This window comes from Streptomyces cinereospinus (assembly GCF_042430725.1).
Lineage (GTDB): Bacteria > Actinomycetota > Actinomycetes > Streptomycetales > Streptomycetaceae > Streptomyces > Streptomyces cinereospinus.
In genome coordinates, this window is record NZ_JBHMCY010000018.1 from 64,657 (window position 1) to 84,552 (window position 19,896).

The 19,896-nt window shown below is 71.3% G+C and carries 12 protein-coding genes and 3 pseudogenes; 4 read left to right on the forward strand and 11 right to left on the reverse strand.

Translation table 11 applies throughout. The annotated features are described in order from the left end of the window. Positions 1-668 precede the first annotated feature (668 nt). Positions 669-1,769 carry an amidohydrolase family protein gene (locus ACFF45_RS12245; RefSeq protein WP_381345631.1) on the forward strand — a complete coding sequence of 367 codons (1,101 nt, stop codon included), beginning with the start codon at positions 669-671 and terminating at the stop codon, positions 1,767-1,769. Positions 1,770-1,863: 94 nt separating this feature from the next. Beyond that, positions 1,864-2,385 (forward strand): annotated as a pseudogene (locus tag ACFF45_RS12250) (aldo/keto reductase); the annotation flags it as partial. A gap of 149 nt (positions 2,386-2,534) precedes the next feature. Here the strand turns inward: ACFF45_RS12250 and ACFF45_RS12255 are convergent. From ACFF45_RS12255 to ACFF45_RS12285, 7 genes and pseudogenes are all read right to left on the reverse strand, one after another. Continuing rightward, a complete protein-coding gene (locus ACFF45_RS12255) occupies positions 2,535-3,002 on the reverse strand; it encodes a MarR family winged helix-turn-helix transcriptional regulator (RefSeq protein WP_381345633.1) in 468 nt (155 codons plus the stop codon). Positions 3,003-3,130: 128 nt separating this feature from the next. After that, complete coding sequence (locus ACFF45_RS12260; protein ID WP_381345634.1) at positions 3,131-3,955, reverse strand: class I SAM-dependent methyltransferase; 825 nt, start codon at positions 3,953-3,955, stop codon at positions 3,131-3,133. A 115-nt stretch (positions 3,956-4,070) separates the two neighbouring features. Further along, positions 4,071-4,385, reverse strand: coding sequence for a putative quinol monooxygenase (locus ACFF45_RS12265; protein ID WP_381345636.1), 315 nt, complete (start codon positions 4,383-4,385; stop codon positions 4,071-4,073). A gap of 75 nt (positions 4,386-4,460) precedes the next feature. After that, complete coding sequence (locus ACFF45_RS12270; protein WP_381345638.1) at positions 4,461-5,594, reverse strand: GDSL-type esterase/lipase family protein; 1,134 nt, start codon at positions 5,592-5,594, stop codon at positions 4,461-4,463. A 960-nt stretch (positions 5,595-6,554) separates the two neighbouring features. Continuing rightward, positions 6,555-7,061 (reverse strand): MarR family winged helix-turn-helix transcriptional regulator, encoded by a 507-nt coding sequence (locus ACFF45_RS12275; RefSeq protein ID WP_381345639.1) that lies wholly within the window; start codon positions 7,059-7,061, stop codon positions 6,555-6,557. A gap of 17 nt (positions 7,062-7,078) precedes the next feature. Next, positions 7,079-7,760 (reverse strand): annotated as a pseudogene (locus ACFF45_RS12280) (MBL fold metallo-hydrolase). Next, positions 7,757-8,142 (reverse strand): annotated as a pseudogene (locus ACFF45_RS12285) (zinc-binding dehydrogenase); the annotation flags it as partial. The pseudogenes ACFF45_RS12280 and ACFF45_RS12285, both read right to left, overlap by 4 nt. A gap of 213 nt (positions 8,143-8,355) precedes the next feature. Here ACFF45_RS12285 and ACFF45_RS12290 point away from each other — a divergent pair. Continuing rightward, positions 8,356-8,601, forward strand: coding sequence for a hypothetical protein (locus ACFF45_RS12290; RefSeq protein ID WP_381345640.1), 246 nt, complete (start codon positions 8,356-8,358; stop codon positions 8,599-8,601). Positions 8,602-8,623: 22 nt separating this feature from the next. On the opposite strand, the gene ACFF45_RS12295 is transcribed toward ACFF45_RS12290, so the two are convergent. Beyond that, entirely contained in the window at positions 8,624-9,715 is a 1,092-nt protein-coding gene (locus tag ACFF45_RS12295) for a type 2 periplasmic-binding domain-containing protein (protein WP_381345642.1), read from the reverse strand. A 164-nt stretch (positions 9,716-9,879) separates the two neighbouring features. On the opposite strand from ACFF45_RS12295, the gene ACFF45_RS12300 reads away from it, so the two are divergent. Then, positions 9,880-10,548 carry a TetR/AcrR family transcriptional regulator gene (locus tag ACFF45_RS12300; RefSeq protein ID WP_381345644.1) on the forward strand — a complete coding sequence of 223 codons (669 nt, stop codon included), beginning with the start codon at positions 9,880-9,882 and terminating at the stop codon, positions 10,546-10,548. A 78-nt stretch (positions 10,549-10,626) separates the two neighbouring features. Here the strand turns inward: ACFF45_RS12300 and ACFF45_RS12305 are convergent, their stop codons facing one another. From ACFF45_RS12305 to ACFF45_RS12315, 3 genes are all read right to left on the reverse strand, one after another. Beyond that, positions 10,627-14,919, reverse strand: a complete 4,293-nt coding sequence (locus tag ACFF45_RS12305; protein ID WP_381345645.1) for a discoidin domain-containing protein — start codon at positions 14,917-14,919, stop codon at positions 10,627-10,629. Between the two features lie 86 nt (positions 14,920-15,005). Then, positions 15,006-18,380 carry a CARDB domain-containing protein gene (locus ACFF45_RS12310; protein ID WP_381345646.1) on the reverse strand — a complete coding sequence of 1,125 codons (3,375 nt, stop codon included), beginning with the start codon at positions 18,378-18,380 and terminating at the stop codon, positions 15,006-15,008. 387 nt (positions 18,381-18,767) lie between these two features. After that, positions 18,768-19,778, reverse strand: a complete 1,011-nt coding sequence (locus tag ACFF45_RS12315; RefSeq protein ID WP_381345648.1) for a LacI family DNA-binding transcriptional regulator — start codon at positions 19,776-19,778, stop codon at positions 18,768-18,770. Between the last annotated feature and the right edge of the window lie 118 nt (positions 19,779-19,896).

The following is a 19,896-nucleotide window of genomic DNA, read 5'->3' on the forward strand; positions in this document are numbered from 1 at the left end:
ACCTGTGCGTGGCCGTGGGCGCCCATCGGCGTTCCCGGCCGCGGCCGGGAACCGGTCGCCGCGGCGGTCCCGAGCGCCGAGAACCAGCAGGGGAGATCCCCTCACACGCCGGCCACCTCCGCCTGCGGGCCCGAGTCCCCCGTCGTGCCGGCGCCCGTGTCGTGCGACGTCGTCCTCGTCGGATACGGCCCTGCCGGGATGGTGACCGGATCGTTCGGCGGGCGCCTCGGCGCGATCGAACGGAACACCGCAGACGGAGAACGCACGGCCGAGTGGCCTGGCGACAGTCGGCGCCGAGTCCCGCGCGGCAGCGGAGGCGGCGCGCGGACGGAACCGTGCTGCCCGGCGGCATCAGGAAGAACACCGTTCGGGGCCGGCGGCTCGACGCAGGGAGCGCCACTCTCCGGCCGAGGCTGTTCGACGACGGTTTCCAGATCCGCTGATCCCCTGATTTCCTGACATGAGGTGGTCTCACCGGGCCGACCGGCCCGGTGAGGCCTTCTCGGTCTGACGGTTCGCGGGCCGCTCCGGCGGCCGGCACCTTACGGAGGGTTGACCACCGACTGATCGCGCGCTTCACTATGCATGAAGTCGATGAACATAAGTGAAATGCGGGGGCGGCGGAGGCCGCCCGGCTGATCGGGCGCCGCGGAAGGGAATCAGCGAAGATGACCGCTCACCAATGGACGAGACGACAGGTCCTGAACACCGCCGCGGGCACGGGGGCCGCCGCGCTCGGCGCGTCCACGGTGATGGGCACCGGCGTCGCCCAGGCCGACGAGGGCGGGCCCGATCCGAGGTCGCGCATGAGGATCATCGCCATCGAGGAAGCCGTGATGCTGCCGGGCCTCGTCACCCAGGGCACGGCGCTGAACGGCGCCATCCCCTTCAAGCCCGAAGTGGCCGCGCAGTGGATGAAGCGGCTGCCGGACATCACCGAGTACCGACTCGCCGACATGGACGAGAACGGCGTCACCATGCAGGTGCTGTCGCTCACCCCGCCCGGGGTGCAGATGCAGCCCGACGCGGCCATCGCCGTGGCGGACGCCCAGCGAGCCAACGACGCCCTGGCCGGCATCATCGCGGCGCACCCGACCCGGTTCGGCGGGCTCGCCGCCCTGCCCCTGCAGAACCCCCAGGCAGCCGTACGGGAAGCCAGGCGCGCCATGGACGACCTCGGCATGGCCGGGTTCCTCGTCAACGGCCACACCTGCGGGCACTACCTGGACGAGCCGCAGTTCCGGGAGGTGTGGGCGGCGCTGGAGGAACTCGGCGCGGCGCTCTACCTGCACCCGACCCCGGCCCCGTCCGGCGACTGGGGCCTCACGCAGAACCGGCCCGAACTCGTCGGTCCTCTGTACAGCTGGGCGGCCGAGACGGCGGGGCACGCCCTGCGCGTCATCCTCGGCGGGGTGTTCGACGACTTCCCCGGTGCCAAGCTCATCCTGGGGCACATGGGCGAGTTCCTGCCCTTCCACATGCCCCGCCTCGACGTGCAGATCGAGAACATCACCACGCGCGTGGCGTTGAAGAAGAAGCCGTCCGAATACCTCGTCGACAACATCGCCATCACCACCTCCGGGGTGATGGACGACACCATGCTCCAGGCCGCGATCAAGGCGGTGGGCATCGACAACGTGCTCTTCGCCATCGACTACCCGTTCGAGAAGAGCGCTCAGGCCGTCGGGTTCCTGCGCAACGCGCACCTGACGCCCGCCCAGCGCAGGAAGATCGCCCACGGCAACGCCGAACGCATCCTGCAGCTGTAACGCCCGGCCCGACCGCGGCGGCCCGGTGGCGGCTCGGCGACGACCCCGTCATGAGTGACGAATGACGAAGAACGTCAGTGAGCACCATGGGGTCATGGACATGCGCACTCTGGGAGCCGACGGTCCGCGCGTGTCGTCCTTCGGGCTCGGCTGCATGGGCAGGTCGGGTACGTACGGCCCGCGAACGACGCCGACGGCATCGCCACCATCCACGCCGCGATCGACGCGGGGGGGGCGCCCTGCTGGACACCGGTGACTTCCACGGCACCGGGCACAACGAGTGGCTCTTCCGCCAGGCGCTGCGCCCGGGCGGCCGGGACCGGATCGCGCTCAGCGTGAAGTCGGGGGTGCTGCGGGCGCCCGACGGCACGATGCTGGGCCTCGACAACAGGCCCGTCGCGGTCAGGAACTTCCTCACGTAGTCGCTCCACCAGCCCGGAACCGGCCACGTCGGCATCGGCCGGCCCGCCCGGCTGGACCCCGCCGTGCCGATCGAGGACACGATCGGCGCCATCGCCGAGCTGGTGGAGGCGGGGTACGTCCGTCACATCGGACTGTCCCGAGGTCGACTCCCGAAACCATCCGCCGTGCCCACGCCGTCCACCCGGTCAGCGATCACGGGGAATTCCGGGCAGTCCGGGTCGGCGCGGGTGGGTGCGGTGATCTCCTCCAGGGCGTGGCGGGCCGCAGGAACAGTGATCAGTGTGCGGCGGGGGACCTTCGCCCGGTCCGCTCCCCGTGTCGAAGGCGGGTTCGGCCCTTCGGTCACAGCTCGCTGCACGCCCCGTCGAGGGTCGGCTGCGACAGGTTCGCGGTGATCTTGGCGAGGAGGGTGTGCAGGGAGGCCCGCTCGGCTTCGTCCAGGGGAGCAAGGATGCCCTCCTCGACGCCGGCCATGGCGGCTTCGATGCCGTCGATCAGTTCTCGGGCCGTCCGTGTCAGGTGGACACGCTTGCTGCGGTCGTCCCCCTCGCCGCCCGTGCGGCGTTCGATCAGGCCGCGTCGTTCCATTCCCTTCAGCAGGGACGAGACGCTTGCGGCGCTGGTGCGGCTCACCTGCGCGATGTCGCGCTGGATCGCGCCGGGGTTCTGCAGCAGGTAGCCGAGGACGAACGCCTGCTCGGGGCTCAGCTCGCGCTTCCGGAACCATTCTTCGCCGCCCTTGCGCTGGGCCCAGACGATCCAGCGCATCCATTCGAAACTGTTGCGATCCATATGATGTGAGGCAGTCACGTCGATGACTTTAACAGTTAGAAGGCTAACCTTCGAGGGGTCGGGCGAGTGGCCGGCGCGCCAGTCCTCCGCCGATCCCAGCACGACGTCCGCCCTGTGCACCAGCGGCCCGTCGGCGAAGGGGCGCGTCAGGCCGTGGCGGTGAGGAACTGGGTCTGGACCTGGGCGGTCTCTCCGCCGACGAGGACCTCAAAGTGGTCGACCGCGGTGACGTGCGTCGGGTCGCGGACTTCCCAGCCCGCGCTCTTGAGCACGTCCATCCAGGTGTCACGGCTCATGATGGTGTGCAGCGGACTGGTCCCGCCGAAGAGGGTTTCGTCCGCGGTCGCCAGGAGCGCGGCGGAGTCGGTGCCCTGCGGGTGGACTTCCGCGGTCAGGGCGAGGGTGCTTCCGCTCGCCGCCTGGCCGGCCAGCGAGGCCAGGAGGCTGCTGACCGCGCCGCTCTCGAGGAACAGGGCCACGTGCTCCAGCAGGAAGAGCGAGGGCTCGCCGGGGTCGAAGCCCGCCGCGGGCAGGAGCTCGCCCACCGAGTCCGTCTGGAGGTCGGCTTCGATGAGGGTGATCGCGCTCGTGTCGAAGTCGGTCGCCGCCAGGCGCCGCTTCTTGTCGGCGATGACGTGCGGGAGGTCGAGCTCGAAGAAGCGCACGCCCGGGGAGCGGAAACGCAGCGACCTGTCGTCGTAGCCGGCGCCCAGGTTGACCACCTGGGTGATCCCGGAGGCGAGGGCGTCCAGGACGAGACGGTCGAAGTAGGGGGCGCGCGGCTCCAGGAGCCGCAGCAGCAGCTCGTTCATCTCGGTGGGCTTACCGTCCGGGCCCGGTGCCGTCATGCCCTCGGTCAGCTTCCACTGTGCGGAGTCGTAGCCGTCGCGCGTGAAGGGGCGGTCGAACTCGACCCGCCCGAGGGCGACGAACTCCCGGATCATGGTCAAAGTGGGGTTTTCCTGGTTCATTCCTCAGTCCTTACCAGTGACGTGTCGACATGCGTGCCGAGGACGCTGCGGGCGGGGCTGCTCCGCTTCCCCGCCGGGCGGCCTCCCGCGGTTCGGCGCGGGAGGCCGGTGTCCTTCAGCTGGAGGTGACGATGTGGACGGATTCGCGCACGCCCCACTCCTCGACGCCCTCGGCGACCAGGTCGAACACCCGCTGGTGCCCCTCGTCCATCGCGGGGTTGGAGTAGTGACGCTCGAAGGACTCGTCGTCCCGGTAGAACTCGAAGGCCCACATGACGTCCGGGTCTTCGTCCGAGCGGCTCAGGACCCAGTCGACGGGGCCGTCCGGGTCGTCGTTGAAGTGCAGCTCGTGGCAGACCTTGAAAAGCTCGTCGCCCATGCCGGGCTTCGCCTTGAGCCGCAGCACCATTCCCGGCTGCTTCGCGTGCATATTGACCTACCTCCTGTGGTGAAGTTCGGTGCTGTCGCGCGGCAGCCCGCGCCGCACCGGTGGACGTGTGCGGATTCAGCCGGCGGATACGCCGTGGCGCATCGCGAGGTGGGCGGCCATGGCCTGCGCCAGGCGCTCGTCGCCGTCGCTGTTGGGGTGCAGGTGGTCGCCCGAGTCGTACTCCGGGCCCAGGCGCCGGGGGTCCTGCGTCGACCGAAGAGCCTGGTCGAAGTCGACGAAGTGGGGCGCCGACGAGCGGATCCAGTCGTTCACGGTCTGCCGGATCGCCTCGCGGCTCTCGTCGTAGCCCTCCGCCTGCCAGAACGGTGTGATGGTGGCGATCGTGACGCGGAGCCCCGCTGCCGCGGCCCGGTCCGCCAGGCTCTGGTACGTCTCGATCATCTGCTCGGCGGACGGCAGGTCCGAAAGCGGGGCGGTGGCGCCGGGAAGGCCCAAGTCGTTGGTTCCGAGCGCGATGACCACCTCACTCGCCCCCGCGGTGGCCAGGACGTCGTACTCGAAGCGCGTCAGGCCCGAGGGCCCGTACGACGCGATCGACGCGTCAGGGTCGGAACGCAGCCGGTTCCCCGCGATCCCGCGGTTGAGCATGACGACCTCCAGCCGGTCCGCCAGCAGCTCCTGGACCTCCTCGGGCCAGCCGCCGGCGGTGATGGAGTCCCCCAGGCAGACGACCAGCGCCTGCGGTGCCGGCCCGAATCCCTCCAGGCCGCTGATGAAGGGAAGGGGGACGGGAAGGCGACTGCCGTCGGGGGCCGGGATCGTCGGCGTCGGAACGGGGCGGAAGTCCGGCGACCCGGTGTGGTCACCGGGCTGGGAGATCTCCACGGGCATCCGTGAGAAGTTGCCCGTCGTGTGTGCGGTGGCCGCGGGAAGGTACAGGTCGACCGTCACCTCGCTGCCGCGAGAGAGCCGCAGCGCCACCGGATCGGTCCACTGGGTGCGGCCCGCCGGGATCGTCGTGCCGGTGTGCCCGGCGAACCGGGCCGACACGCTTCGACCGGCCACCGAGAGCGAGAGCGCCCCCACCACAAGGGGGGCGTCGCCGAAACGGTTGCTCAGTTCGACACGCGTGCGATCGCCGCCGACGGCCGATCGGACCCGCACACGCAGCGTCACGTCCGTCGTGGCACTGCCGTAAGCCCGGATGTCCGAGACGGACTGCACCCAGCCCGCATTCCATTGATCCACAAGTCCTCCTTCCGTGCGATGTCACCGCGCCGCCACCAGGGGCGGCATCCGGTGCACAAGGGCCCGCGGGCCAGCCGGTCCGGCTGGCCGGGCGGCGGGCGCCACCCATCGGCCAATACTTAGAAGTCAAACATATAGAACTCTAACTAGCAAGGTGGGGGTGGCTCCGCCGCCCGGCAGACGGTCGACAGTGGGGCCGACGGGCGAGCGGGTCCGTCAACCGGGACCCTGTCCGCCCGGCCGGTCGCACCTGGCGCCCGCGGACGCCATGGGATCGGGCGGGGCGGCGCGGCATTCGTTCGTCCGCGCTGCCCGACGGGCGGACGGGTCGCAACCGACTCTTCAGTAGTGCATGTCCCCATAATGAGGCACCACATTAATTGGCACCGCCGATGCCGTCCGGGCCGCGGTCCCGGCACCGGACGGTCGGGAGCATGGGCCGTCAGAAGATCGCCACCGGATTGACCGGGACGCCGCCGGCCGCCCCCGGGCGGGGCGGGGCGGCGACGAGTAGGAAGGTGTGGCGGCCTTCCTCGGCACAGGGCCTCGGCCAGTTCTTCGACGGCGGCGACATCGATGAGCGGCATGCCCAGGCGGGCTGGCGTGCCGGGTCCGGAACGTGCGGGCATCGCCCCCCGGCGACGGGTGCCGGGTCCGGACCGCGCTCTGCGGCTCACGGCTCACGGTGATGGAGGTGTCGTGGCCTGGCCGGCCCGTCGACGGGGTGACGGCCACCGCGATGGCGGGGCGCCGTACGCGCCGTCGGCAGCAGGTGGGCGCGGCCCCGGCCGGCCGGGGCCGCCGGCCCGGCGGCGCACCCGGCACGGTCCGGCGGCACGTGGCGGGGTCGTACGGGCGGTCACCGCACCGCGGCGACGCGTGCCGGGTCAGGGCCGGGGAAACGCGGGCCGCCGTGCCGGGCCGCCAGGTCCAGTGAGCCCCTGTGCAGGCTCACGGTGTTCAGCGCCGTTCGTCCGAGACGGTGAACGGGGCGTCGAGAGGGACGGCCGCGTGGCCGGCGGCCGCGGGCTCCTCCTTGTCCTGGGCCGACATGCGGGCGACACGCCTGTCGACCGCCGTGAGCATCCGGGAGAGAGCCTCGCGTTCCTCCTCCGCGAGGTCGGCGAAGATCTCGCCGAGGGTCTCCGCACGGGCGGCCATCGCCTGCTCGTCGGCGCGGCGCCCGGCCGCGGTGATGTACACCAGACGCGCCCGGCGGTCCTTGGGATCGTTGTGCCGCTCCACGAGGCCGTCCCGCTCCAGGCCGTCCACCAGTTCGGTGATCGTCCGCGGCGCGACCTCGAACGCGGCGGCGAGCGCGCCCTGCCGCACCGGCCCTCGCGCGAGGAACGCGAGCACGCGCTTGCGGGACACCGACAGGCCGTACTTCCTCAGCCGGCCGTCCAGTACCCTGCGGATCCTCGTGACACATCCGAGGAGCTGTTCCGACAACTCGAACTCGTTCACTCGCTCTCACCTCAGAGTCAACGTACATCCTCATCGTGAGGCCCCGCACTGATCGCGACCCTCCTTTTCTCCGCGTCCCGGGCCACCCACTCGGGCAGGTGCGGAGCCTCCGCGCCGATGGTCGTGGAGGCTCCGTGGCCGGTGTGGACGACGGTCTCGGGCGGCAGGGAGAACAACACGTCCCGGATGGAGCGGATGATCGTGGGAAAGGAGGAGAGCGACCTGACGGTGGCTCCGGGGCCGCCGGCGAAGAGGGTGTCGCCGGTGAAGACCGCGTCGAGGTCCGGCGCGTACAGGTAGGTTCCGCCGGCGAGTGCCCGGGAGTGTGCAGCACGGTCAACTCGGTCCCGGCGACGTCGAACCGGCGGCGGTCGGAGAGGTGGCCGTCGGGGTCCGGTCGGGATGGGTCTGCCGCCACAGCAGCCGGTCGTCGAGAGGGAGGAAGACGGGCGCGCCGGTGCGGTCGGCCAGCGCGGGCGCCGCGTTGACGTGGTCGTTGTGGGCGTGGGTGCAGACGATGGCCGCCAGGCACCTGCCCCCCGCCGCGGCGGCCACCGCCTCGGCGTCGTGGGCCTGGTCGACCACGAGCACCTCGTGGTCGTCGCCGATCAGCCACACGTTGTTGTCCACCCCTCAGGTGCCGCCGTCGAGGGTGAACGTGCCGGAGGTGACGAGTCGTTCGACCCGGGCGCCCGTCACAGGACCCCCACGGAGCGGAGGACCTCGCCCTCCTCATCCGGCCGAAGGCCTCCTCCACACCGTCGAGCGGGATCGCCTCGCTGACGAAGGCGTCCAGGTCGAGACGTCCCTGGAGGCAGAGGTCGATCAGCGTGGGGAAGTCGCGGCTGGTCAGGCAGTCGCCGTATCAGGGGGACTCGAGGGCTCCGCCCCGGCCGAAGACGTCGAGCAGGGGCGGGTTCAGCCGCGTCTGCGGCGCGGGCACTCCGGCCGGCACGACCGTTCCGGCCAGGTCGCGCGCGTAGAAGGCCTGTCGGTACGTACCCGGGCTGCCGACGGCGTCGATGACGACGTCGGCGCCGTGACCGCCGGTGAGTTCCCGGACGTCCTCGACCGGAGAGGCCCGGGTGGACGCGCGGGCCGATCTGGCCCCGCTGTCCCCCGTGCTGTACTACGTTCCGCGAACGCGGTGGTCGGCGACGGCTGCGCGCGTCCTGGAGCGGGTCGCGCCGGGCGGGGTCCTGCTCGTGGTGCTACAGGACCCCGACAACGCCTGCCTGCGCATGGTCCGTCACTTCACCGGCGCCCGTTTCGACGTGCGCGAACTCGCCGGTGAATGGCCGGCCTCCCGCCTGGACCGGTCGGCCGCACCGAGCCGGACGTCGTGCCCGCCCGCTACCGCGGGCGGGGCCTGGAGGAGACCGTCACGGTCGCCGGTTTCCTCCTCGACGTGCCCGGCGCCTCTCCCCCGCCCCGCGAGGCGGTGGAGGCTCAGGTGCGGCGGCATGTCAGCGACGGGGACGGCAGCTACGGGTTCCGCCACGACCAGCACGTGCTGCGCGTCGAACGCCCGGCGCCGTGACCGCCACCGCCCCCGGGAACACTCAGACGAAGCAGTCCATGATCGACGTGACGGCCGCGAGGGTGGTGTCGACCTCCGCGACGCCCTTGGCCTGCTGTTCCTCAACCCAGGAGGCCTGCACCTCGCGGTACCCGGTGACGGTCCGCCAACGCCTCAGCTCCTCGGGACCGAGGATCCGCACGTTCGCGCCGGCCCGCCTCAGGTTCTCGATCTGTGTGTCGAAGCTGCTGTCCATCACCGCGCCCAGGGCCTGGTAGGAGCTGTGGACGGCCCGTCGGACGGCGCGCCTGTCGTTCTGCGGGAGCCCCTCCCAGACCTCCTTGTTCATCGCGAGGAGGTAGAGGTGCCCCAGCCACAGCTCCTTGGAGATCAGCACGTTGGGGGCGGCGTCGTGGACGGGCAGCAGGTATCCGCTGTCGACGTTCACCAGGACGCCGTCCAGCGTCCCCGCCGTCAGGGCGTCGACGGTGGCGGGTCCCCAGGGCATGGTCACGGGTGTCGCCCCGGCGTTGACCAGGAAGTCATGGTGCCAGAAGCTGGCGGAACGCCATGTGCCGCCCCGCAGGGCGTCCAGGTCGGGCAGGGGCGGGGCGCTGAAGAAGGCCGCGGGGTACCCGGTGCCGCAGAACAAGGGGACGGTGTTGTTCTTCTCCAGCTCCGCCGGGAAGGCCGGCACGTCGGCGTAGACGCGGCGGAAGAAGTCGACCTGCCTCTGTCCGGTCGGTCCCACGGGGAAGCCCTTGAAGATCTGGTGCAACGGCAGCCGGGCGGCCGCGTATTCCGGCACGACGGTGCCCAGGTCCGCCACCCCGGAGTCGCCGACCGCGCGCAGGGCGTCGAACGAGGTGGCGATCTCGCCGTTCCAGTGGTCCTCGATCTTCAGGCGACCGTTCGACTCCCTCTCGATGGCCGGGAAGAGGACGTCCTTGAGGAACCGGGTGCGCATGCCGCCCAGCGGTTCATGGTCCGTGAAGGTCAGGATCCGCGGCGTTTCACTCCTCGCCTGTGCCGCTCCGCCCGCCAGCAGGGAGGCGGACGCGGCGCCGGCCGCCGACGCCAGGAGCAACCTCCGGCTGATGCCGCCGCCAGTTGACCTCTCACCGTCTTCGATCATGGAAGTCGCCTCCGCTCGCCGTCGATGGCCGCCTGCCTGACGCAGGCGCGATGGCGCGACCATACCTGAAGGATCCTTCAACCAATGGATCATCGCATGATGATTTGATAACCACACGACTGGTGGAGAATGGTTCACGGCTGGAGCATGAAGGTGTTCGAACGGTGAAAGATACTGATCCGACCGTCCCGCACGGCCTCGCACCACGGAAGACGCCGGTCCAGACCCGGTCGGGAGCGACCGTCGAGGCGATCTTCGAAGCGACGATCCAGGTACTGCTCGCCGACGGCGCGACCCGGCTGACGACGACCCGGGTGACCGAGCGCGCCGGAGTCTCGGTGGGCACGCTGTACCAGTACTTCCCGAACAAGCAGGCCTTGCTGTTCGCCATGCTGGAGCGCCATTTCGACGAGGTGGTGCACCGTTTCGAGGAACTGGCGGACACCGTCGAGCGTGTCTGCGCCGACGGCCCCGGGCAGCCGATCGTCCAGCTGGCCGAGAGCCTTGCCGACGCCTACGTCTCCGTGAAGGTGGCCCGACCCGACAGGACGATGGCGATGTACCAGGTCGCCGGAGCCATCGACCGGGGCAACCTGGCCATCGGACTGTACGAACGACTGAAGTCCGCGACGGTCCGGGTGCTGGCGCACGCCTCCGACGCCTCGTTCAGCAACGTCGGCCCGGTGGTCTTCACCCTGCTGTCCACCGTGTCCGGACTGGTTCGGGCCACCTTCGAGAACCCGGCCGCGGGAAGCGAGGGGGTGGCCCGGCTGCGCGACGAGGCGGCCCTGGTCGCCCGCGCCTATCTGACCGCCGCCGCCGACCGGACCTGAGGGCTCGCATGCGGGGCCGGCGCCCGCCGCGGACGGTGGCGGGCGCCGGCCCTGGTCAGTCGGAGATCGCGCCCCGGGTCAGCAGGGGTTGACGTTGATCTTGAAGGTGCTGGTGGTGTTGCGGATGTCCTGCGCGTTGCCGCTCATCCGCAGGCAGGTGAAGGTGACCTCGCCGACGGCGGGGCCCTGGCTCTCCTCGGGCCTCTCGTTGGCCCAGACGCCGAAACCGGACTTCGCGTCCCAGGCGTCCCCGCTCTTGCGGGCTCCGGTGATCGATATGTCGGTGAAGACCGTGTCCGTGACCGGGAACTGAGGCCGGCCGCCCGTGTAGTTCGTCTGGAACATGACCCCGCTGTAGGTGGGGTCGACGATGTCCACGTCGCTGACCCGGATGCCCTGGAACACCTTCGAGGCGGAGAAGACCCAGATGCCGGGGAAGGTCTGGTTGCCCCAGAAGTGGCCGCCCGCCCGGACGACCGAGATGTTCTCGAAGCGGGTCGGCTCGGTGCCGAAGCCGTTCATCGGGTAGCCGAAGTCCAGGGACGAGATCGTGATTCCCGAGTAGACGAGCGTGTCGGCGATGTGGATGTTGCGGAAGGTGTTGCCGTAGCCGCCGTAGACGGCGACGCCCGCCGCTCGCCAGGTCAGGGTCGTGGTCAGGTTCTCGTAGACGTTGTTCCTCATGTCCGCGCCGCCGGCGTCGATCGCCGAGAACAGGGCGAAGCTGTCGTCGCCGGTGGCCCGGGCGTCGTTGTTGGCCACCAGGTTGTCGGTGGAGCCGTTGGTCATGTTGACGCCGTCGGCGAACATGTTGCGGATCCGGGAGTTCCTGATGGTGATCCGGTCGGTGTTGGCGCCCCAGTACAGGCACACCATGTGCTCGTTCCAGATGTCGTCGATCGTGATGTCCGAGACGTTGGCGAAGTCGAACACCTTGCCGGGGCCGTCGATGCGCGAGGTGTAGTTGCCGAAGTAGGCGAAGCCCTTGAAGAGCGAGCCCCTGGCCGTGGCGTCGGCGCGGAAGCCCACGTCGGTGTTGTCCTGGGTGGTGGGCGCGTGGAACCTGGTGTACCAGGGCCCGGCGCCGACGACCTGCACCGCCTTGCCGTACACCTGGAACTTGCTGGAGGTCTGGTAGTCCCCCGGCGGCAGGTACACGCCGACGAGCCTGCCGGTGGTGTCCATGCGGACCCGGTCGAGCGCGTTCTGCACGTCCTGGTGACCGAAGCCGGCCGGTACGGCGTACGTGGCCGGGTCCGGGTTGGCGACCGGGGCCGCCTTCTCCAGGTTGACGAAGTCGATGGCGTAGTGGGCGGCGGTGTTGGCGGCGTCCTTCTGCAGGCGGATCCTGCTGCCCGCGGGGACGGTCTCGCCGAGCAGGAGGTGCGCCTCGTCGTAGATGTGCCGCGGGGCGCCCGAGCCCGGGTCGTTGCCGGGTGCGGTCTCCGACCCGTACAGCCAGGCGTACTTCGAGGTCAGCGGCAGCGCCTTCGTGAAGACGCCGTCGACGTAGACGTTGAGGGTGGAGCTGATGCCGCCGCCACCGGGGGCGTCCGGGATGGAGAACCGGGTCACCAGGGTGTTGGTCTCGGCGCGGGTGGTGAACTCGACGTATTCGCCGGTCGCGTCGAGGGTCACCGCCCTGCGGCCGGACGCCTCGCCGGCGATGTCGCCGACGGTCCGGTTGGGCCCGGTGACCCGTGCGCCGCCGCCGGCCGTGCCGTCCTCCGCCTCGTACATCGTGTACGGCATGTTGGCGCCGCGGCCGACGAACAGCGGCTGGGTGGAGGTGTTGTTCTCCCGCTTGACCGGCAGCTCGTTGGCGTCGGCGGCCACGGTGGTCCGTACGGTGTACGAGCCGTTGGCCGCGGTCCAGGGGCCGAGCGTCACCTCGGCCGTGGCGCCGGCGGCGAGGGACCCGGAGTGGCTGCCCGTCAGGGTCCTGACCGTGGCGCCGCTGCCGTCGACGAGGGTGAGCGTCACCGCGTGGCCGCCCGCGGCGCCGGCCTCGGTGCCCTGGTTCCGCACCGGCACCCTGAAGGTGACGGCGTCACCGGCGCTGGGGCTGGACGGGGTGGTGGTCACCGGCCCGACGACCAGGTCGGAACTGGCGACCGGCCTGACCACCAGGGGCGTGGGACGTGTGAAGGTGTTGTTGGTCTCGTTCTGCTCGACGACCGCGTTCGTCCTGTCGGCGACCGCGCTCAGCTCGTACGAGCCGGCGTCCCGGGTGCCCAGGGCGGCGGTGACCGTGGTCTGCGTACCCGGTGCGAGGGCCGCGACCTGGGCGGTGGCGACCTCGCTGCCGCCCAGGCGCAGGGCGAGGGTGCTCGCCGGAGCGGGGGCCGGGCCGTCGTTGCGCACGGTGGCCGTCGCGGTGATGGCGTCCGACTCCACCGGTGCGGCGGGGCTGGTGGTCAGGCCGGTGACGACGAGGTCCGGGTTGGGCGCCGGGACGCCGAACACCTGGAACTCGGCGAGCTGGCCCGCCGGGGCGCCGGTGTTGGCGGTGAACCTCAGCCGTACGTCGGCCACGCGGCCGGTGACCGGGACGGTGACCGTGTTGCCGCTCGCCGGGCTGAAGGCGTAGCTCCGCGCGGCGGCGAGGGTGGTGAACGCCGTGCTGTCCTGTGCGCGGCCGAGGACCTCGACGGTCTGCGAGCGGGCGGACCAGGCGGTGTCCGGGTTCAGCCGGAGCACCAGGCGGTCGAGGTCGGCGTCGGAGCCCAGCTTCACGGTGAGGGTCTGCGGGTAGCTGCCGCCCGCGCCCTCCCAGTAGGTGCCCGTGTCGTTGTCGTTGGCGTTGGCCGCCGCGTAGGTGTGCACGGTGGAGGAGGCGTCGATCGGCTTGCCGACGGCGAGGTTGGAGGCGGTGCCGCCGGAGCCGTTGCGGGTCACCGTGGTGCTGTCGGCCGACCGGTTGCCGGCGGCGTCCCTGGCGCGCACGTGGTACGTGACGGTGGCCGAGGCCGGCTGGGTGTCGGTGTACGTGGTGACGGTGCCGGCCACGCTGCCCCGGAGGGTGTTGTTGGCGTAGATCTCGTAACCGGTCACCCCGACGTTGTCGGCCGAGGCGGTCCAGGTGAGTCTGATCTGCCCGCTCGCGGGCTCGGTCAGGGCGAGGTTCGCGGGGGCGGTGGGGGCCTGGGTGTCGCCGGAGTCGCCGGTGCGGGTGACGGTGTTGCTGTCGGCGGACTGGTTGCCGGCCGCGTCCCGGGCCCGTACGCGGTAGGACACGGTCTGGTCGGCGGGCCGGTTGTCGGTGTAGGCGGTGACGTTCCCGGCGACGCTGGTCAGCAGCTCGCCGTTGGCGTAGACGTCGTAGCCGGTCACGCCGACGTCGTCGGTGGCGGCGTTCCAGGTGAGCCGCACCTGGTCGGTGGCCGGCTGGGTGAGCGCGAGGTTCGTGGGCGCGGTGGGGGCCTGGGTGTCGCCCGTCCGGGGTCCGTACACCTCGAACTCGGAGACCTGCGCGGCGGGCTGCACCGTGTTCGCCGTGACGAGTACGCGGACGTGCCGGGTGGTGGTCGCGTCGAGGGCGAGGGCCGCCGTGTTGTCGTTCGCCGCGTTGAAGGCGTGGGCCTGGGAGGACGTCAGGTCGGTGAAGTCCGTGCCGTTGGTGCTGCCCTGGATCTTCAGGGTCTGGCTGCGGCCCTCCCAGCCGGCCGGCAGCTTCAGCACGACGCGGTTGACGGCGCGGGAGGCGCCGAGGTCGACCTGGATCCACTGCGGGAGCGCGTTGTTGGCGCTCTCCCAGTAGGTGGCCCGGTTGCCGTCGCCCGCGTTGCCCGCGGTGTGGACCTGGGTGTGGCTGCTGGCCGTCAGGGGGCGGTCGGCGGCGAGGTCGGCGGAGGATTCGTCCGCCGAGTGCACCTCCAGCTCGGAGAGCTGGGCGGCCTGCCAGCCGGTGTTGGCGGTGATGTCGACGCGCACGAAACGCGTCCGGGTGGCCGGGAAGGACACGGTGACGGTGTTCCCGGTGCCCGGGGTGAAGGTGTAGCCGGCGGAGCTCTTCAGCGTGGTGAAGCTGGTGCCGTCGGTGCTGCCCTGGACGGAGAGCGTCTGGGTGCGGCTGTCCCAGCCGGCCGGCAGCTTCAGGACGACCTCGTCCACGCGGGTGGTCGTGCCGAGGTCGGCCTGCACCCACTGGGGCAGGTTCGGTCCGGCGCTCTGCCAGTACGTGCCCTGGTTGCCGTCGGTGACGTGGGCGGCGCCGTACTCGGTGTGGGAGCTGCTCGCCGACGCGGTGTCGCCGAGCGCGATGTTGGGGCCGCCGGCCGCGTGGGCGGCCACCAGCGGGCCGCCCAGCGCGAGCAGGCTCGTCGTGATCGCGGCGCTGAGGCACCGGGATCTCCAGATGCGGGTCGTCATCAGTCCTCGCTCAGTCGGGGAGTTTTTAGAGGTCGGTCAACTGGGCGGCCCGGCAGGCGGGCCGCCGTAGCCGGTGCCGGCGGGGGTCAGGTGCGCCGGATGACGAACTGCGAGCCGGGCTCGACGCAGACGTCGCCTTCCGCCGAGCCGGTGATGGTCACGCCGGTCAGCGTGGCGCTGCCCCGGGCGCCGCCCATGGCGAGGACGCCGCAGCCGTTGACCGACTGGTCGATGCGGACGTTGCTGATCCGCACGTCCGGCATCGCGCCGCCACCCGTCTTGAACTGGATGCCGTCGAAGGTCGAGTCGTGGATGTCGGTGTCCCGGATGGTGACACCGGGGATGTCCGGCCCCTGCGCGAAGAGCGTGATGGCGCCGAACTCCTGGTCCTCGCTCCAGAACGCCCCGCCCGTGCGGTACAGGCCGTTGCCGGCGATGAGGGTCTGGCCGGAGAAGGGCAGCGGGTCGTGGTCGGTGGCCAGCATGATCCCCGGGTAGTTCATGGTGTCGGAGATCAGGTTGTTCTCGACGGTGTTGCCGTGACCGCCGTAGATCGCGACGCCGTTGGCGCGCCAGGGCAGCTGGATCGTGTTGTTGCGGAAGTGGTTGTCGTGGCCGGCGTCGACCGAGGTGTCCTTCACGTACTTGCTCGCCCACACCGCGAGCGCGTCGTCGCCGGTGTTGCGGAAGGAGGAGTTGAAGACGGTCGAGTCGCGGGTGCCGTTGGCGAAGTTGACGCCGTCGGCGTAGGTGTTGCGGATGCGCACGCCGCTGAACTCGACCCGGTCGCCGGGTCCCCACAGCTCGGGGATGTCGGCGTAGTCGCGGCCGACCCAGGCGCCGACGTTGGCGTGCTCGATCCACACGTTGGTGATTTTGGTGTCCTCGCCGAAGCGGCCGTTGAGCGCGACGCCGCCCTCGGCGCCGCCGTCGCCGCCGCGGATGGTGCCGGATCCGAAGACGGCGATGTCGGAGATCCGCGTGTTGTCGTCGATGTCGAAGCCGAAGTTGCCCTCGTGCGGATGGTTGATGCCGCCGGCCTGGTGCGGCGGGGTCAGCGAGTACAGCTGGGAGTGCCACATGCCGGCGCCGCGGACGGTGACGTCCCGGATGCCGACCTGGTTGTACTGGCCGCGGTTCAGCGGGTCGTCGGTGAGGATCTTCTTCTCCTGCCGCCACTGGCCGGCGGGGATCCAGACGCAGTCGATCTCGCCCCTCTGGTCCGCCGTGACGGCGCGCTGGAGGGCGTCCGCGTCGTCGATCCCGTCGTTGGGCACGGCCCCGTACTCGGTGATCGAGGTGCAGGAGGCGGGCTTGGCGGCCGGCGGCGCGACCTGTTCGAGATCGACCAGGTCGATGACGTAGAAGGCGGCGGTGTCGCCCGCGTCGCGCTGCAGACGGAACGTCGTGCCCGCCGGATAGGTCCGGGTGAGCAGCGCGTTCGACTCGTCGAAGAGCCGGCGGGCGTCGCCGCCCGGGGTGTTGGTCAGCCCCTCGGGGTCGTCCGTGGTTCCGTACAGCCAGCTGTGCTTGGACGACAGGGTCAGCTTGCGCACGAACTGCCCGTCGGCGTAGAGGCTGATGGTGGCCTCGCGGCCGCCGCCGGTGGCCGCGTCCGGGACGGAGTTGCGCACGACGACGGAGTTGGCGGCGCTGGTGGAGGTGAACTCGACGTGGTCGCCGGTGGCGTCGAGGCGTACCGACCGCCGGCCGGAGGACTCGGTGGCGAAGTTGGTGTGCCCGAAGGTGCGCTGCTTGTCGGCGGTGAGGAGGGTTCCGTCGTAGGCGCCGTCCTCGGCCTCGTACTCGGTGTAGGGCACGGCGGCGCCCCGGCCGACGACGATGGAGCGGGCGAAGACGTTGTTGTTCTCGTCGGTCTCGTCGACCGTGGCGGTGGCGTCGGCGGTGGCGGTCAGGATGGCGCCGCCGTCGGTGGCCTTCCAGGTGCCGTCGATGGCGACGGTGGCCGTGGCCCCCGCGGCGATGGTTCCGGTGGTGCCCTGGAGCGTGGTGCCGCCGACGGTGAGGCGGGTGACGCTGCCGGCCGGGACGGTGGTGGTGCCGCGGTTGTCGACCGCCACCGTGAAGGAGACCGACGAGCCGACCGCGGGTGAGGCGGGGTTGCTGGTGATGCCGGTGACCCGCAGGTCCGGGCCCGGGGCCCGGGCGACGGTCAGCTTCTGCGCGGCCGTCCGGCTGTTGTTGCCGTTGTCCAGCTCGGCGACCGTGTCCGTGGGGTCGACGGCGGCGGAGACGGTGTAGGAGCCGGCCGGCCGCTTGCCGACGGGGACGGAGACGGTGGCGGACGAGCCGGCCGGGAGGGAGGCGACCGGAGCGGAACCCGCGACGGTGCCCTCGACGCTGACGTTCACCGTGGTCGCGGGGGCGGTCGCGGTGCCGGCGTTGCGGACGGTGGCGTCCACCGTCACCGCGTCCCTCTCGGACGGGGCGGCCGGGGACCAGGTCAGGCCGGTGACGACGAAGTCCGGGTGGGGCGCCGCCTTGCCGATCACCTGGAGTTCGGCGACCTGGGCGCCGGGGGCGCCGGTGTTGGACTGGAAGGCCAGCCGCACGTCCGCTGCGCGGCCCGTCACCGGGACGACGACGGAGTTCTGGTTCGCGGCGGGGCCGAAGGCGTAGTCGGCCCTGGCTTTGAGGGTGGTGAACGCCGAGGCGCCTTGCGCGCGCCCCTGGACCTCGAAGGACTGCCTGCGCGCTCCCCAGACCTGATCCGGGTTCAGTGTGACGACCACGGCCTCGATGTCCGCGTCGGCGCCGAGCTTCGCGGTGAGGGCGGCCGGTAAGCCCGCCGACTCCCAGTAGGTGCCGACGTTGTCGTCGTTGGCGTTCGCCGCCAGGTAGTTCTGCGTCGCGGAGGTCGCCTCGACCGGTTTGCCGCGCGCCAGGTCGGTGCCTTCGAGCGGCGGGTCGGCGGGCCCTCCGCCGCCTTCGCCGTAGATCTCCAGCTCGGACAGCTGTGCGGCGTTCCAGCCCGAGTTGGCGGCCACCTGCACCCGGACGAACCGAGCGGTGGCGGCGGGCAGGTCGAGGTTCACGGTGTTCGCCTGGTCGGGGGCGAACGCGCGGGCCTGCGGGCCGGCGAGCGTGGTGAAGGAGCCGCCGTCGGAGCTGGCGAGGACGGCCAGGGACTGGGTGCGCCCCGCCCAGCCGGTGGGCAGTTTCAGTGCGACGCGGTCCAGCGGGACCTGGGCTCCGAGGTCGACCTGCACCCACTGGGGGAAGGAGCCCGCCGGGCCTTCCCAGTACGACTGCTGGCTTCCGTCGGTGACGTTCGTCGCCGGGTAGCCGCCGAGCGCCCCGCCGGCCGTCGCCGTTCTGCCGAGCGCGAGGTTGGGACCGTCGTCCGCGGCGTGCGCGGGGGCGGGCAGCAGTCCGACGGTGACCAGGCCCGCTGTCAGCAGGCCGACCCCCCATCGCCTGCCCGTGCGTGTGCCTCTCATGGTGGCCTCTCCACATCGTGGGCGCGGCGCAGACCCGTCAGGTGGCTGTCGTTCCGGCCGCTGTGACGTCCGTGCAGAGGCTCGGTGAGCAAGCTGGCAGGTCGCGCGCCGGGAGCCCAGCATGATTCCGGCAAGGAATGGCGACGCAAAGCCAACTTCTTGAGTAACTCTGTGACTTGTTTGCATCGCTGAGCTGAGAGGTTTCTACCGCGTGACGCGTTTGTCAACGGTTCCGTCCAGATCCCGGCAGGCCCGGTTGCCCCGGGCATGCGGACGGCACCGGTGACGGTGCCGCTCGGGGCGGCGGTGACACCGGTGCCGACGGGGGATCGGTCGACGGGGGACGGCGGGCGCGACGCCCGGTCAGAGGGGGTCGGGCGCGGGCGGTCAGCGCGCCGGGGGCGGGGCCGTCGATCCGCGGACGACGAGCTCGGGCTCGAACAGGAGCTCACCGAGCGGGGAATGGGAGCCCTCGATCTGGGCGCACAGCAGGTCGACCGCCGCGCGGCCCATCGCCTCGATGGGCTGGCGCACGGTCGACAGGGGCGGCTCCGTGCAGGTCATGAAGGCCGAGTCGTCGAAGCCCACGACCGACACGTCCGCGGGTACGGTGAGGCCGCGCCGGCGGGCGGCCCGGATGGCGCCGAGGGCCAGGGGGTCGCTGCCGCAGACGATGCCGGTGACCCCCCGTTCCAGGAGCCGGGCGGCCGCGGCCTGCCCGCCTTCCAGCGAGAAGATCGACCGCTGCACGAACTCGTCCGGCAGGGACAGGCCCGCGTTCTGCACCGCGACACGGGCGGCGTCGAGCTTGCGGCGCGACGGGATGTGGTCGGCGGGACCGATCACCAGGCCGATGCGCTCGTGCCCCAGGGAGGCGAGGTGGCGCCACGCCTGCTCGACGGCGACCGCGTCGTCACACGCGACGCACGGGAAGTCGAGGCCTTCGATGGGCGCGTTGACGAGGACGACCGGCACCTTGCGCTCCGCCAGCAGGCGGTAGTGCTCGTGCGGCGCGTCGGCCTGCGCGAAGAGGCCGCCGGCGAAGACCACCCCGGAGACCTGCTGCTGGAGCAGCAGGTGCACGTAGTCGGCCTCGGCCACACCGCCCTTGGTCTGTGTGCAGAGCACGGGCGTGAGCCCCTGCTGCGCGAGCGCTCCCCCGATGACCTCGGCGAACGCCGGGAAGATCGGGTTCTGCAACTCCGGCAGCACGAGCCCCACGAGCCGGGCCCGCTCCCCGCGCAGCTGCGTCGGGCGCTCGTACCCGAGGACGTCCAGTGCGGTGAGCACGGACTGCCGTGTCGCTTCGGAGACACCGGGCTTGCCATTGAGGACACGGCTGACCGTGGCCTCGCTGACCCCCACCTTCTTCGCCACCTGGGCCAGTCGTCGCGTCATGAACGCAAGAATAACGCAAAACCCGCAAGCTGTTGCGGTATTTCTTTCCGATCCGGTCTGCCCTCCGGGCACCGGCCGGTCCGGACCCGGCACCGAGCACACCGTTCGTCGTGGCCCG